This is a genomic window from Vibrio sp. Isolate33, from assembly GCF_022397895.1.
Lineage (GTDB): Bacteria > Pseudomonadota > Gammaproteobacteria > Enterobacterales > Vibrionaceae > Vibrio > Vibrio pomeroyi.
The window spans coordinates 35,926-50,456 of record NZ_JAKEUP010000026.1 but is presented as its reverse complement, the minus strand read 5'-3'; the positions used below and the strand labels follow the sequence as shown (position 1 = coordinate 50,456).

13 protein-coding genes and 1 riboswitch are annotated in these 14,531 nt (G+C 45.2%); of the genes, 6 read left to right on the top strand and 7 right to left on the bottom strand.

Annotation, left to right across the window (positions count from 1 at the left end; all coding sequences use genetic code 11):
- Positions 1-720: 720 nt before the first annotated feature.
- The 3 genes from hemG to L1D37_RS22375 are packed head-to-tail and all read right to left on the bottom strand — an operon-like array spanning position 721 to position 3,374.
- On the bottom strand, positions 721-1,248 hold the full coding sequence (hemG, locus tag L1D37_RS22385) for a menaquinone-dependent protoporphyrinogen IX dehydrogenase (protein ID WP_239849212.1): 528 nt from the start codon (positions 1,246-1,248) through the stop codon (positions 721-723).
- 10 nt (positions 1,249-1,258) lie between these two features.
- Positions 1,259-2,716: a TrkH family potassium uptake protein gene (locus L1D37_RS22380; protein WP_239849211.1), complete on the bottom strand. Its 1,458-nt coding sequence runs from the start codon at positions 2,714-2,716 to the stop codon at positions 1,259-1,261.
- Between the two features lie 34 nt (positions 2,717-2,750).
- Positions 2,751-3,374: a YigZ family protein gene (locus L1D37_RS22375; RefSeq protein ID WP_017058823.1), complete on the bottom strand. Its 624-nt coding sequence runs from the start codon at positions 3,372-3,374 to the stop codon at positions 2,751-2,753.
- 227 nt (positions 3,375-3,601) lie between these two features.
- On the opposite strand from L1D37_RS22375, the gene fadB reads away from it, so the two are divergent.
- The 3 genes from fadB (at position 3,602) to L1D37_RS22360 (ending at position 8,186) form a co-directional block, all read left to right on the top strand.
- Positions 3,602-5,773, top strand: a complete 2,172-nt coding sequence (fadB, locus tag L1D37_RS22370; RefSeq protein ID WP_239849210.1) for a fatty acid oxidation complex subunit alpha FadB — start codon at positions 3,602-3,604, stop codon at positions 5,771-5,773.
- A 26-nt stretch (positions 5,774-5,799) separates the two neighbouring features.
- Entirely contained in the window at positions 5,800-6,963 is a 1,164-nt protein-coding gene (gene fadA, locus L1D37_RS22365) for an acetyl-CoA C-acyltransferase FadA (RefSeq protein WP_017058821.1), read from the top strand.
- 242 nt (positions 6,964-7,205) lie between these two features.
- Positions 7,206-8,186, top strand: a complete 981-nt coding sequence (locus L1D37_RS22360; protein WP_172380844.1) for an MDR family oxidoreductase — start codon at positions 7,206-7,208, stop codon at positions 8,184-8,186.
- An 84-nt stretch (positions 8,187-8,270) separates the two neighbouring features.
- Here the strand turns inward: L1D37_RS22360 and L1D37_RS22355 are convergent, their stop codons facing one another.
- Positions 8,271-9,212 carry a LysR family transcriptional regulator gene (locus L1D37_RS22355; protein ID WP_239849209.1) on the bottom strand — a complete coding sequence of 314 codons (942 nt, stop codon included), beginning with the start codon at positions 9,210-9,212 and terminating at the stop codon, positions 8,271-8,273.
- Positions 9,213-9,367: 155 nt separating this feature from the next.
- Positions 9,368-9,553 carry a hypothetical protein gene (locus L1D37_RS22350; RefSeq protein WP_004739241.1) on the bottom strand — a complete coding sequence of 62 codons (186 nt, stop codon included), beginning with the start codon at positions 9,551-9,553 and terminating at the stop codon, positions 9,368-9,370.
- Between the two features lie 149 nt (positions 9,554-9,702).
- Here L1D37_RS22350 and tusA point away from each other — a divergent pair, with 149 nt between their 5' ends.
- Positions 9,703-9,954, top strand: a complete 252-nt coding sequence (tusA, locus tag L1D37_RS22345) for a sulfurtransferase TusA (RefSeq protein ID WP_004736675.1) — start codon at positions 9,703-9,705, stop codon at positions 9,952-9,954.
- Positions 9,955-10,035: 81 nt separating this feature from the next.
- On the opposite strand, the gene L1D37_RS22340 is transcribed toward tusA, so the two are convergent.
- Both L1D37_RS22340 and L1D37_RS22335 read right to left on the bottom strand, forming a co-directional pair.
- On the bottom strand, positions 10,036-10,290 hold the full coding sequence (locus L1D37_RS22340; protein WP_017632671.1) for a hypothetical protein: 255 nt from the start codon (positions 10,288-10,290) through the stop codon (positions 10,036-10,038).
- A 151-nt stretch (positions 10,291-10,441) separates the two neighbouring features.
- Positions 10,442-10,996, bottom strand: a complete 555-nt coding sequence (locus L1D37_RS22335; protein WP_239849208.1) for a TMEM165/GDT1 family protein — start codon at positions 10,994-10,996, stop codon at positions 10,442-10,444.
- 34 nt (positions 10,997-11,030) lie between these two features.
- Positions 11,031-11,206: riboswitch (yybP-ykoY riboswitch) on the bottom strand.
- Positions 11,207-11,416: 210 nt separating this feature from the next.
- Here L1D37_RS22335 and glyQ point away from each other — a divergent pair.
- Together glyQ and glyS are read left to right on the top strand one after the other, a co-directional pair.
- Positions 11,417-12,331 carry a glycine--tRNA ligase subunit alpha gene (gene glyQ / locus L1D37_RS22330; protein ID WP_017632669.1) on the top strand — a complete coding sequence of 305 codons (915 nt, stop codon included), beginning with the start codon at positions 11,417-11,419 and terminating at the stop codon, positions 12,329-12,331.
- 2 nt (positions 12,332-12,333) lie between these two features.
- Positions 12,334-14,400 carry a glycine--tRNA ligase subunit beta gene (gene glyS, locus L1D37_RS22325; RefSeq protein WP_086712378.1) on the top strand — a complete coding sequence of 689 codons (2,067 nt, stop codon included), beginning with the start codon at positions 12,334-12,336 and terminating at the stop codon, positions 14,398-14,400.
- Positions 14,401-14,531: the final 131 nt, after the last annotated feature.

The window sequence follows — 14,531 nt, the reverse complement described above, 5'->3', positions numbered from 1 at the left end:
TTAACGCACCCGAAGGATTGTTAGTGTCGTTTCCGCTCGACTTGCATGTGTTAGGCCTGCCGCCAGCGTTCAATCTGAGCCATGATCAAACTCTTCAATTTAAGATTTTGYGACTCAACGAATACTGACTTCAAAACTAATAYTTACCGAAGTAAACATGTAATTCTAAAGCTATTACCATTCYAACAGAATGRTAATGAATTGACTGTGCCAAATAACCGAGGTTATTTGTATTGGTCACTCAGTTCATTGAAATCATTTTGTTACCGAAGTAACTGCTATTACCTAAGTAATAACGTTTTGATATTCATCAACGAGTGCCCACACAGATTGATAGGTTTAAATTGTTAAAGAGCTTTTCCTTTTTGAGCTTCGCTCAAATCGGACGGCCATTTTAGCGATTTAAGTTNAGTGCCCACACAGATTGATAGGTTTAAATTGTTAAAGAGCTTTTCCTTTTTGAGCTTCGCTCAAATCGGACGGCCATTTTAGCGATTTAAGTTTTAGTGTCAACCACTATTTTCAAAACTTTTTTCAAGCGCTTAGCTTGGCTAATTTGACCTGCTGATTCGTTTTGGTTTCTTTCGAAGCCATCCCGTGTCAGCGAGGTGGCATTATAGAGATTTCGATCACACTGGCAAGCCCTTTTTTAAGTTTTTCTCGTTTTTTTATTCGTTCGATTAAAAAGAACTCAAAACGCCTCAAAAGTAAGCTTTTCTATTACATATTCTTTAGTTTTTCAGTGAACAAAGAGACTTTTTCCCAGTTTGTGTACTCAACTTCCTTGGTTGTATCCGTTTCGCCACCTGTCATATTCATAATGAAGCGAATCATGGTTTTATCGAACCAGTTGTAACGTGGGTAATAGAGGGCACCGGCAAATACACCGATTAACGTCGGCTGCCACGGAGACTTTATAAGAAACTTCTTAATGTAAGCACTTCCTTCTGGCGTATCTTTACCTTGGTCTTCTTTACGCGCTGTTAAGTTCACGCAGAAGAACGCAACCTTGCTTGACTTTAACTGAGCAAGGTTGGCATCAATGAATTGATATAGCTTCTTATTAAGGTGGCCGTAACGAATCGATGCACCGATCAATACTCTGTCATATTGAGCAAAGTCGACAGTACCAATTGTGTGCAGATCTTGAAGCTCACATTCGAACTCATTCATTTCATCTTTTATATAGTTCAAGATTTTCTTAGTCTGGCCTTCACGGCTTGAATACAAAAATAGAGCTTTTGCCACAATGTTGTCCTTAGCTACGCCAAAACGTAGGGGTCAATAAGATTAATAAGGTGAAAATTTCTAATCGGCCAAACAGCATAGATACGATAAGTACCCACTTTGCTTTGTCATTCACATCGCCAAAGTGCACCGCGACTTCCCCAAGGCCCGGGCCGAGGTTATTCAATGTTGCGGCTACGGCAGAGAAAGCACTCAACTCATCCATACCAGTTGCAATAAGAGCCAACATACAAACCACAAAAACCAGAGCGTATGCAGAGAAAAAGCCCCAAACCGCATCCACGACACGTTGTGGTAGTGCAGAACCACCAACCTTGATGGTATAGACAGCGCGCGGGTGAACAAGACGCTTCATTTCACGAGCACCTTGCAGAGTAAGTAGTAAGATTCGAATCACTTTCATACCACCACCCGTAGAACCTGCACATCCCCCTATAAAAGAAGAGAACAAAAGCAGTACGGGTAAGAACAGTGGCCACTCTGAAAAACCAGTCGTAGTGAAACCAGCAGTTGTAGATATAGATACCGTTTGGAACAAGGCTTGATCGAAAGCATCATAGTACGAATCATAAGAGTGGTGATTCAGCAGTAATAAGAAACAAACTAAGAACAGTACTACTTGTATAAAGATAAAAGCGCGAAATTCAGGATCTTTCCAGTAATACTTAGGATGCACACCACCTGAAGCAAATGCTGCGAAGTGAAGTGAGTAGTTACACGCAGATATAAGCAGGAACACAACCGTAATCATGTTGATAGCCGGGCTATTAAAATAACCCATGCTTGCATCGTGTGTTGAGAAACCGCCAATTGCAATAGTCGAGAAGCTATGACTGATCGCATCAAAGAAGCTCATACCCGCCAACCAAAACGCTACTGCACAAGCAATTGTTAGGCTGAGATAGATGTACCACAGCGCTTTTGCTGTTTCAGCAATACGTGGGGTCATCTTACTGTCTTTAACAGGACCCGGTATTTCAGCACGGTACAGCTGCATACCACCGATGCCAAGAACAGGAAGAATGGCTACCGCCAATACGATGATACCCATACCACCAAACCATTGCAGGAACTGACGGTAAAACAGAATTGCCTTAGGGAGATCATCAAGGCCGACAATAACCGTCGCCCCTGTGGTAGTTAATGCAGAAAAGGATTCAAAGAAGGCATCGGTTACCGAAACACTAGGATTATCAGCGATCAGAAACGGTAACGCACCCGCACTACCGATTACCGTCCAGAACAAAACAACAATCAAAAAACCATCACGCGCTTTCAATTCATGTTTATAGCGGCGGTTTGGAAACCAGCAAGTTGCTCCGCAAAACAATAGAACGAAAAAGGTCGTCACAAATGGCACACCCGCACCATCTCGATAGATAAGTGCGACGAGCGCAGGTGCGAGCATTGATACACTAAAAAGTGCTAATAATAATCCGACGATTCGAATAATTGAGCGAAATTGCATGAGCTATTGAACGAAGCGAAATGCTTCACACTTCCTAGTTGTCTTTGACTTTCGTTACCAGTGCCTTAGCACCGCTTTTATTGATCATGGTTTGGGTAAACGAATCTACCTGCAGGAGCTCGATTTCAATAATAAGCTCAACTTGAACACCATAATCCGCTTGGACCTCAACAGCTTGATGCTGAGCCATGATGGATTGCGCAATTGGCACAAAGCCATAGTCTAACTCTAGCCGTAATTTTGTGGTTATTTTTTTCTCGATTGTTTGAAGCAGCTTGAGAGCTTGTTGCACTCCTCCACCATAGGCCTTAACCAAACCACCCGTTCCAAGCTTAATTCCACCTGAATAACGAGTCACCACAGCCGTTAACTCACCCACACCAGAACCAGACAGTTGCGCCAAGATCGGCTTACCCGCTGTACCTGAGGGTTCACCATCATCACTAAAACCCCAAAGCATTGAATCTTCAGGTCGACCCGCCACAAAACCCCAACAATTATGTCGCGCTGAAGAATGCTCTTTCTTTACCTGCTCTACGAACTGTTTGGCAGCTTCTACACTTGGAGTATGAGCAAGATGAGTAATAAAGACGCTCTTTTTTATCTCTTCTTCAAACAGAGCCGACGCAGACGGTATTAAATAGGGCTGTTCATTCATATCGTTAACTTAATTAATAAGAGCGGCGAAGTGTATCACGCGTGAATAATAAGGGTTAGAGGATCTGTGCCATCGCACAATGTTAAACAATTGTTTAAAAAATGTATTGAAATTCACCAAACAGAGGTACAGACTAAGATAACTGGTCTTACCAGGTGTTCTACAATAATAGAAAGATAACAAGATTCTCTCAAACAATCGTGGATTGTATGTCATGGAGATAGACAATGATTTACCAAGCTAACACCCTACAGGTAAAGGAATTACAAGATGGTATTGCGGAATTAAGCTTCTGCGCTCCGGCCTCTGTAAACAAACTCGACCTTGCTACTTTAGAATCACTAGATAAAGCGTTAGACGCTCTTAATGCTCACGCAGGATTACGTGGTTTAATCTTAACTTCAAACAAAGACGCGTTCATTGTAGGCGCAGACATCACTGAATTTCTTGGCCTATTCGCTAAGCCAGAAGCAGAACTTGATGAATGGTTAAGATTCGCGAATTCAATTTTCAGTAAGCTCGAAGACCTTCCTGTCCCAACTCTTTCAATGATGCGTGGCCATGCCCTTGGCGGCGGCTGTGAATGTGTACTGGCTACCGATTTCCGTATCGGTGACAAGACCACCAGCATTGGCCTACCTGAAACCAAGCTTGGCATCATGCCTGGCTTTGGTGGTTGTGTGCGCCTGCCTCGTGTTATCGGTGCTGACAGCGCAATGGAAATTATCACTCAAGGCAAAGCATGCCGTGCTGATGAAGCGCTTAAGGTTGGCTTGCTAGACGCCATTGTAGATACAGACCAGTTATTAGAATCGGCGATCAACACCGTTTCTCTGGCAGCCAATGAAAAACTCGATTGGCAGCTACGCCGTAAACAAAAAACATCAGCGCTTTCACTAAGCAAACTAGAAGCGATGATGAGTTTTACCATGGCTAAAGGCCTAGTCGCTCAAAAAGCAGGACCTCATTACCCTGCGCCAATCACTTCTGTGATTGCGATTGAGGAAGCGGCACGTAGCGATCGCGATGCAGCACTCGACATTGAACGTAAGCACTTCGTTAAGCTAGCGAAATCGGAAGAAGCAAAAGCATTAGTTGGCTTATTCCTGAATGACCAGTACATCAAAGGCCTAGCGAAGCAAGCGGGTAAGTCAGCAAACAAAGCAACGGAGCGTGCAGCCGTACTTGGCGCAGGTATCATGGGCGGCGGTATTGCTTACCAATCAGCATTGAAAGGCGTGCCTGTGATGATGAAAGACATCGCACAAGCATCGCTTGATCTAGGTATGAACGAAGCATCTAAGCTGTTGAATAAACGGTTATCACGCGGTCGCCTAGATGGATTCAAGATGGCAGGTATTCTGTCTTCTATTACTCCAAGCCTACATTACGCAGGTGTAGAACAGTCAGATGTGATTGTTGAAGCGGTAGTAGAAAACCCGAAAGTAAAAGCAGCCGTATTGAGCGAAGTGGAAGGTTTGGTTGGTGAAGACACCGTTCTAACATCAAACACCTCTACGATTCCAATCAACCTGTTAGCGAAATCACTGAAGCGCCCAGAAAACTTCTGTGGCATGCACTTCTTTAACCCTGTGCATCGTATGCCTTTGGTTGAGATCATCCGTGGTGAACATACTTCAGAAGAGACAATCAATCGCGTTGTCGCTTACGCAGCGAAGATGGGTAAATCTCCAATCGTTGTTAACGACTGCCCAGGCTTTTTCGTTAACCGTGTACTTTTCCCTTACTTTGGCGGTTTCAGCATGTTGCTACGTGACGGTGCTGACTTCACTAAGATCGATAAAGTCATGGAGCGCAAGTTCGGTTGGCCAATGGGCCCTGCATACTTGCTAGACGTTGTAGGCCTAGACACTGCACACCACGCACAAGCTGTGATGGCGCAAGGTTTCCCAGAGCGTATGGGTAAAGAAGGTCGTGATGCGATTGATGCACTTTACGTTGCTGAAAAATACGGTCAGAAGAACGGCAGCGGTTTCTATACATACAGCGTAGACAAACGCGGTCGTCCTAAGAAGACCTTCTCTGAAGACATTCTTCCTATCTTGGCTGACGTATGCGAACAGCCACAAGATTTTGATGACCAAACAATTATCCAACGTGTGATGATTCCAATGATCAACGAAGTCGTTCTTTGTTTAGAAGAAGGCATCATCGCAACACCGCAAGAAGCGGATATGGCACTGGTTTACGGTTTAGGCTTCCCTCCATTCCGAGGCGGCGTATTCCGCTACTTAGACAGTGTGGGTATTGGTAACTTCGTAGAAATGGCGAAAGGCTACCAAGACTTAGGTGCAATGTACCAAGTTCCTCAACTATTGCTTGATATGGCTGCGAAAGGCGAAAGCTTTTACGACGCTCAACAAGCCAGTTCTCTGTAACCCACATTTGGAAAAGGAATAGCAAAATGAAAAATGTAGTTGTTGTTGATTGCCTTCGTACCCCAATGGGACGTTCCAAAGGTGGAGCTTTCCGTCACACTCGTGCTGAAGATCTGTCGGCACATTTGATGAAAGGCATTTTAGAGCGCAACCCAGAAGTAAACCCTGTCGAAATTGAAGATATTTACTGGGGTTGTGTACAACAAACGCTAGAGCAAGGCTTCAACGTTGCACGTAACGCTGCCTTGCTTGCTGGTCTACCGATTGAGATTGGTGCGGTGACGGTCAACCGTTTATGTGGTTCATCTATGCAAGCTCTGCATGATGCAACTCGCTCTATCATGGTTGGTGATGCTGAAATCTGCCTGATCGGTGGTGTGGAGCACATGGGCCACGTACCAATGAACCACGGTGTTGATTTTCACCCTGGCATGTCGAAACACGTAGCGAAAGCTGCCGGTATGATGGGCCTAACCGCTGAGATGCTAGGTAAAATGCACGGTATTAGCCGTGAAGACCAAGATGCATTCGCAGCACGCTCACATGCTCGCGCTCAAGCAGCAACAGTTGAAGGTCGTTTCAAAAATGAAATCCTGCCAACCGAAGCTCACGCAGCAGATGGTTCTCTATTTACCCTAGACTACGACGAAGTGATTCGTCCTGAAACCACGGTTGAAGGCCTATCCCAACTGCGTCCTGTATTTGACCCAGCAAACGGTACGGTAACAGCAGGTACTTCATCAGCATTGTCTGATGGTGCTTCTGCAATGCTTATCATGAGCGAAGAGAAAGCCAACGCACTTGGCCTTAAGATTCGTGCTCGCGTGAAGTCGATGGCTATCGCAGGCTGTGATCCTTCAATCATGGGTTACGGCCCAGTACCAGCAACCCAAAAAGCACTAAAACGTGCGGGCCTAACCATTGAAGATATGGGTGTAATTGAGCTAAACGAAGCGTTTGCTGCTCAATCTCTTCCATGTGCGAAAGACCTAGGTCTACTGGATGTGGTTGATGAGAAAGTAAACCTTAACGGCGGTGCGATTGCTCTTGGTCACCCACTAGGCTGTTCTGGTTCTCGTATCTCTACAACCCTAATCAACCTAATGGAAGCACAAGACGTGAAATACGGCTTAGCGACCATGTGTATCGGTTTAGGCCAAGGTATTGCAACGGTATTTGAACGCCCTTAGCGCTCTTTGGTTGTAAAACTTGTCGGGTAATCTTATGTGCAGCTATCTTTATATAGCTGCACTTTTTATATCTGACTATAAAGTCATGTACAGATTCGTTCAGCAAGTCTAGTCAGAGAAAAGCACCCAATGATATGTATGCATAGAACGCATAGATTCAATGTTGATGTTTCATTATTTTTTCTCGGATGATTCAACTAAAGTTACTTCAGTTTCCTAATATTCCTCCTACGGAGCAGATCATGTTTAAAGCACTTGTACTAAACCAAGAAGACAAAAAAACTATCGCATCAGTTTCTCAAATTGAAGAGTCTCAACTACCAGAAGGTAACGTGAAGATCGATGTAAGCTACTCTTCTTTGAACTACAAAGATGGTTTGGCGATTACAGGTAAAGGGCGCATTGTTCGCAACTTCCCTATGGTTCCTGGTATCGACCTTTCTGGTGTGGTTTCACAATCTGATGACCCTCGCTATAAAGCGGGCGACGAAGTGGTTCTAACGGGCTGGGGTGTTGGTGAAGGTCACTGGGGCGGCATGGCTGAGAAAGCAAGCCTAAACGGTGACTGGTTAGTGCCAATGCCTGCAGGTCTTGACGCTAAGAAAGTAATGGCGATTGGTACAGCGGGCTTCACTGCGATGCTTTGTGTACAAGCTATCGTAGATGCTGGTATCAAACCGGAAGACGGTGAAATCCTAGTAACAGGCGCAAGTGGCGGTGTAGGCAGCGTGTCTATCACTCTATTGAACCAACTGGGTTACAAAGTAGCAGCGGTGACTGGACGAGCTTCAGAAAATGGTGAGCTTCTAAAATCACTAGGCGCTACACGCATTGTTGAGCGTGCAGAACTAGAAGAACCAGCAAAACCACTAGAGAAACAACTGTGGGCTGGTGCTATCGATACGGTTGGCAGCAAAGTACTTGCTAAAGTATTGGCGCAAATTGATTACAACGGTGCGGTAGCAATGTGTGGTCTAGCTGGCGGCTTTGACTTACCAACAACGGTAATGCCATTCATTCTGCGTAACGTTCGCCTACAAGGTGTGGACTCAGTAATGTGCCCTCGTGAAAAACGTATTAAAGCGTGGGAACAACTGGCTGAACTATTACCAGAGTCTTTCTACGCTCAAGCTACCAAAGAAGTGTCTCTAGATGGTGCTATTCAAGCGGCAGAAGACATCACTAACGGTCAAATCACTGGTCGTGTAGTTATTAAGCTGTAATAGCTAGCACTCTAAAAGCAACACGCAAAAAACAAAAGGGCTGATCATTATCAACCCTTTTCTGTTTGCTATTCAATATAAAACCTACCCCAAGCCAACATCCGCAATCCGTTTTTGAATCAGCTCACCACACTCCTCTTTTACCACTCTTCTTAGCCACTGTTGTGAGGCAGAAGAATCACAACGGGAGTGCCAGATCAGCGAGTAATCAAATGGCATAAACTCGAATGGCAGCGGCTTAACGACTAAGTCGTAACGCTCTGCAACCAAGTACGCCAGATCGGCTGGTACAGTGATCACGAGCGGCATTCTATCGACAATCGCCAATGCGGCTTCAAGGTGGTACGCGCGCAGCACCATTTTACGAGGTTGTTGATTGGCTAAAGCGTTATCCAATAACGCCTTAACACCATCACTGATCGCAATCATCGCATGAGGTAAAGACACATAATCCTCAAGGCTCAACGAACTGTCAGCCAAAGGGTGATTCTTAGATAGCAAGCACGACACGCCCACTGGCCCTAGCACTTCTTGATGTAGTGGTGCGACACTGCCACTTGGTCGGCAAATCGCCATGTCGACACGTTCGGTACTGAGTTGCTTAAACAAATGCTCATGCTGAAGCGGTGCAAACTCCAAAGAGATGTTCGGCGCTTGCTCATAAATCTTCGGCAGTGCATAAGGCAAGATGGTTTGCATTGCGTAGTCAGTGGTCGCAATCAAAAAGCGCTCACTGCAATAGTATGGTTCGAAATCACTCGGGCTAAGTAACTGACGAAATGATTCTAAAGGCTGATCTATGCGTTGGCTGATCTCGAGTGCTTTTTTGGTGGGGATAAGGTGCTGACCTTGACGCGTAAACAAGGGATCGTTAAGTAACTCTCTTAAGCGCCCTAATACTCGGCTGGTTGCCGACTGGCTTAAGTTAAGACGAATCGCAGCCTGGCTAACACTGCCCTCTTCAATCAATACCTTTAAAGCGACCAATAAATTCAGGTCTCTACGATAGATGTCTTCTAATTCCACGCCACTTACCTAGCTGTATACAATCATCATTAGTCACTAAGTTGTTTATAGCATGCTTTAGATAAAAAAAATCCCGCATTACGCGGGGAAGCCCAAGAAAATTTGGGGATAGTGTCGGAATGTTGTCGTATCGGAATTTGCTTGTTGTACTCGAGTTAGTGCTCTTGCTCTTCGGCTACACCTTGCCAACGGCGCATCTCAACCCAAATACCAATAATCGTTGCTACTATGCCAAAGATTGGCATCAGTGAGGTCTCTGTCGATGAGCGTAGTACTAACGCGCAAAAAGAAATAAAACAGAGAACCGAATAAATTGTTAATCTATCTAATCCTGTCAACATCGCCACTCCTTAGCTAGTTGCCTTTGTCTCAAGTTGTTATCAACTTGTTAACTAAGTTATAGGAAATGATTCTGTTTGCCAAGCACTTATTGCATATTTTTTCTGCAGACGTATTATTCACTCGTTAGATAGATATAGAGATACAAACCATGACATTCAAACCTGAACTGGCAACCCATACTTTAGAAGCTGAAGGCCTGCGTTGCCCAGAACCAGTAATGATGGTCAGGAAGACAATTAGAAACATGCAGGATGGCGATGTGTTACTGGTAAAAGCTGACGATCCTTCGACAACTCGAGATATCCCGAGCTTTTGTCGATTCATGGATCACCAGTTGGTAGGCCAAGCGACTGAAACTTTGCCGTACCAGTATTTGATCAGAAAGGGATTGGAGGCGTAAGCCCCACCTAGAATCAAGCATCAAAAAAGCCGCTCGTACCTTATGTTCTTTGCAGAACTCAGAGTACGAGCGGCTTTTTGTTTATTCGTTTCTCGATCTGTTTTGCAGATGCTCAAGCTGATGTTGAAGCGATCGAATGTCTTTTCGCATAGGAATAATATGCGACACCCGAATCCAAGCTTCGACGGCAAGCGCAGTCATGATCATTGCACCAGCCACCATTGGTAGCCACATGTCCGTCAACACCATGCCTAGTAATGTCAGAGCCAAACCAAAGGTAAATAGATAGCTTTGGCTTTGTGGAGTAATACCCATATAACGCGTCAACATAATCATGCCCTCGTGTTCTTAACTCACAAGATTAAAATATCATGACAAGTATGACAGTTATATGTCCGTTCGCTCGATAAACCCCACAATACTGTAAGAGTATGACCTACAACACATTACTCCACTGGTTGAGTATAATTATCCTCAATAACACCGATTAATAGAACACAGCAGCAATAGCCAAACCGACGAATAACAAGGCCGTGATCTTACGAATCAGGTCAAGCGGCATCTTATCTGCCGACAATTTACCGATGATCACTACAGGCACATTCGCCAACAACATACCGATGGTCGTACCTAGAATCACCCAGGTTAATGCATCCGCATATTGAGCCCCTAGAATGGAGGTCGCTATCTGGGTTTTATCACCAATCTCAGCAATAAAGAAAGCGATAAAACTGGCGACAAATGGGCCTCGGTTCGAGATCTGTTCATCATCGTCTAACTTATCGGGAATCAGAATCCAACCAGCCATCGCAATGAAGCTGACCACCAGCACCCACTTTAAAACTTCAGGCGACAGGTAATCTGCGATCACCACACCGAGCCATGCAGCGAGGGCATGATTGGCGATAGTGGCAAAGAAAATAGCAGCAATGATCGGTATCGGTTTTCGATATCGACTGGCTAACAAAAGGGACAGCAACTGGGTTTTATCACCGATCTCGGCAAGGGCCACAGTTGTAATTGAAATAGCTAAAACGCTCACGACATGCTCATTTGGGATGGAGATTATTATATTTAACCAAAGACAAACCTCGCGCCCCATCCCGGTTCACGATGCTTGTCTAAGGTCTTGCTAAGCGCCACCAAGGTGGTGGTTGCCTCGAACGCCATGATGATTTTGCATCAATTATGTTGACGAACGAACTCATTCAATAGGATATGAATAAGTAAGCTACTCCCCAAAGACCGCGAGATTCTAATCACCCACGTAGTCAAACACAAGTGTCAAACTTATCAAAATATCCACTTGTGCCGAAAAACAAACATTAAAGGCAAAAAAATCCACTAAACGACATTTTAGACCACTAATTAAACAAGATTACCCCTACTCGCTTTACGAATATCTCGGTATACTCAGAGGTTATTTTTCTCATTCATTTAAAAGAATCGCGCGAACCTGACTATGCAAAAATACGATATCAAAACCTTCCAGGGAATGATCCTCGCGCTGCAGGATTACTGGGCTCAAAACGGTTGTACCATTGTTCAACCTCTAGATATGGAAGTAGGTGCAGGCACCTCTCACCCAATGACATGTCTACGAGCACTTGGCCCAGAGCCAATGTCTACAGCTTACGTACAACCTTCACGTCGTCCTACTGATGGCCGTTACGGTGAAAACCCTAACCGTCTGCAGCACTACTACCAATTCCAAGTAGCGCTAAAACCATCGCCAGACAATATCCAAGAGTTGTACCTAGGCTCACTAGAGGTTCTTGGTGTTGACCCACTTGTTCACGACATTCGCTTCGTTGAAGATAACTGGGAAAACCCAACACTAGGCGCATGGGGCCTTGGTTGGGAAGTATGGCTAAACGGCATGGAAGTAACTCAGTTTACTTACTTCCAACAGGTTGGCGGCCTTGAGTGTAAGCCAGTAACTGGCGAGATCACTTACGGTATCGAGCGTCTAGCAATGTACATCCAGGAAGTAGATTCGGTTTACGACCTAGTATGGAACGTAGCACCAGACGGTTCTAACGTGACTTACGGTGACATCTTCCACCAAAACGAAGTTGAGCAATCAACATACAACTTCGAGCACGCAGACGTAGATTTCCTATTCACTTTCTTCGATCAGTGCGAAAAAGAGTGTAAAGAGCTACTTGAGCTTGAGAAGCCACTTCCGCTTCCAGCTTACGAGCGCATTCTAAAAGCAGGTCACGCATTCAACATCCTTGATGCGCGCAAAGCTATCTCTGTAACAGAGCGTCAACGTTACATCCTTCGTATCCGCAACCTGACTAAATCAGTTGCTGAGGCGTACTACGCGTCACGTGAAGCGCTTGGCTTCCCAATGTGTAAGAAGGACAAATAATCATGGCGAAGAATTTTCTAATTGAACTAGGTACGGAAGAGCTTCCACCAACAGCACTCCGTTCTCTAGCAGAAGCATTTGCTTCTAACTTTGAAGCTGGTCTTAAAACGGCTGAGCTTTCTCACGAAGGCATCAAGTGGTACGCAGCACCTCGTCGTCTAGCACTTAAAGTAACAGCTCTGGCTGAAGGCCAAGCGGACAAAGTCGTTGAAAAACGTGGTCCTGCTGTTTCTGTAGCATTCGATGCAGAAGGCAACGCGACTAAAGCAGCACAAGGTTGGGCTCGTGGTAACGGTATTACTGTTGAGCAAGCTGACCGTCTGAAAACAGACAAAGGCGAGTGGCTTCTTTTCAAACAAGAAGTAGCTGGCAAACCTGTTCAAGAATTGGTGATGGATATCGCTGCGAAAGCACTAGCTGGTCTACCAATTCCTAAAGCAATGCGCTGGGGTAACTCAGACATTCAATTTATCCGTCCAGTGAAAACACTGACAGTACTACTAGGTGATGAGCTTGTTGAAGGCGAAATCCTAGGCGTAGCATCTGCTCGTACTATCCGTGGCCACCGTTTCATGGGCGAGCAAGAGTTCACAATCGATTCTGCTGACCAATACCCTGCGATCCTAGAAGAGCGCGGTAAAGTAATGGCGGATTACGAAGCGCGTAAAGCAATCATCCTTGCTGACTCTCAAAAAGCGGCAGCAGCGGTTGGCGGTAAAGCTGACCTAGAAGATGACCTTGTTGAAGAAGTAACGTCTCTGGTTGAATGGCCAGTAGTACTTACAGCGAAGTTTGAAGAAGAGTTCCTAAAAGTGCCTTCTGAAGCTTTGGTTTACACCATGAAAGGTGACCAAAAGTACTTCCCTGTTTACGACGAAAACAAGAAGCTACTTCCGAACTTTATCTTCGTATCAAACATCGAGTCTAAAGAGCCTCGTCACGTTATCGAAGGTAACGAGAAAGTTGTACGTCCCCGTCTTGCTGATGCTGAGTTCTTCTTCAACACAGACCGTAAGCGTCCGCTGATCGACCGTCTTCCTGAACTAGACCAAGCTATCTTCCAGAAGCAACTTGGTACTATCAAGGACAAAACAGACCGCATCACAGAACTTGCTGGCTACATCGCTGAGCAAATCGATGCTGACGTTGAGAAATCTAAGCGCGCAGGCCTACTGGCTAAGTGTGACCTAATGACATCTATGGTATTCGAATTCACGGATACACAAGGTGTAATGGGCATGCACTACGCGACTCACGATGGTGAAGACGAGCAAGTTGCACTAGCACTTTACGAGCAATACATGCCTCGTTTCGCTGGTGACGATCTACCAAGCACGGGTATCTCTTCAGCAGTTGCAATGGCAGACAAGCTAGACACTATCGTAGGTATCTTCGGTATTGGCCAAGCACCAAAAGGTTCTGACCCATTTGCACTTCGTCGTGCGTCTCTAGGTGTGCTACGTATCATCGTTGAAAACGGCTATAACCTAGACCTAACCGATCTGATCGGTAAAGCGAAAGAGCTACTTGGCGACAAGCTAACTAACGAAAACGTAGAAGCTGACGTTATCGACTTCATGCTAGGTCGCTTCCGCGCATGGTACCAAGATGCTGGTTTCAGCGTTGATATCATCCAAGCGGTACTAGCACGTCGTCCAACTAAACCAGCTGACTTTGACCAACGTGTTAAAGCGGTTTCTCACTTCCGTGAACTGGAAGCAGCAGAAGCACTAGCAGCAGCGAACAAGCGTGTAGGTAACATCCTTGCGAAATTCGATGGCGAGCTACCAGCTGAAATCGACCTAACGCTTCTTCAAGAGGATGCAGAGAAAGCACTGGCTGAAAACGTTGAAGTAATGACGGAAGCACTAGAGCCAGCATTCGCAACAGGCAACTACCAAGAAGCCCTAAGCAAGCTTGCAGATCTACGTGAACCTGTTGATGCATTCTTCGATAACGTAATGGTTATGGCTGATGACGAAGCGCTTAAGAAGAACCGTCTAACGCTACTGAACAACCTACGTAACCTGTTCCTACAGATTGCTGACATCTCTCTACTGCAAAAATAAGCACGAGTGAGACAGTTGCTCTCAGTCATACTCTGAGCAATCAAAAGTAAATACCCAAAGGGAAGCGAAAGCTTCCCTTTTTGTTTTTGTGAACCAAGCATTTGTTTGTAGAGGTGTTATTGATTATCTGA

Coding starts and splice junctions, on each gene's coding strand:
- L1D37_RS22380 (WP_239849211.1), bottom strand. CDS start 2,716: ATGCAATTTCGCTCAATTATTCGAATCGTCGGATTATTATTAGCACTT.
- L1D37_RS22375 (WP_017058823.1), bottom strand. CDS start 3,374: ATGAATGAACAGCCCTATTTAATACCGTCTGCGTCGGCTCTGTTTGAA.
- fadB (WP_239849210.1), top strand. CDS start 3,602: ATGATTTACCAAGCTAACACCCTACAGGTAAAGGAATTACAAGATGGT.
- fadA (WP_017058821.1), top strand. CDS start 5,800: ATGAAAAATGTAGTTGTTGTTGATTGCCTTCGTACCCCAATGGGACGT.
- L1D37_RS22360 (WP_172380844.1), top strand. CDS start 7,206: ATGTTTAAAGCACTTGTACTAAACCAAGAAGACAAAAAAACTATCGCA.
- L1D37_RS22350 (WP_004739241.1), bottom strand. CDS start 9,553: ATGTTGACAGGATTAGATAGATTAACAATTTATTCGGTTCTCTGTTTT.
- tusA (WP_004736675.1), top strand. CDS start 9,703: ATGACATTCAAACCTGAACTGGCAACCCATACTTTAGAAGCTGAAGGC.
- L1D37_RS22340 (WP_017632671.1), bottom strand. CDS start 10,290: ATGATTATGTTGACGCGTTATATGGGTATTACTCCACAAAGCCAAAGC.
- glyQ (WP_017632669.1), top strand. CDS start 11,417: ATGCAAAAATACGATATCAAAACCTTCCAGGGAATGATCCTCGCGCTG.
- glyS (WP_086712378.1), top strand. CDS start 12,334: ATGGCGAAGAATTTTCTAATTGAACTAGGTACGGAAGAGCTTCCACCA.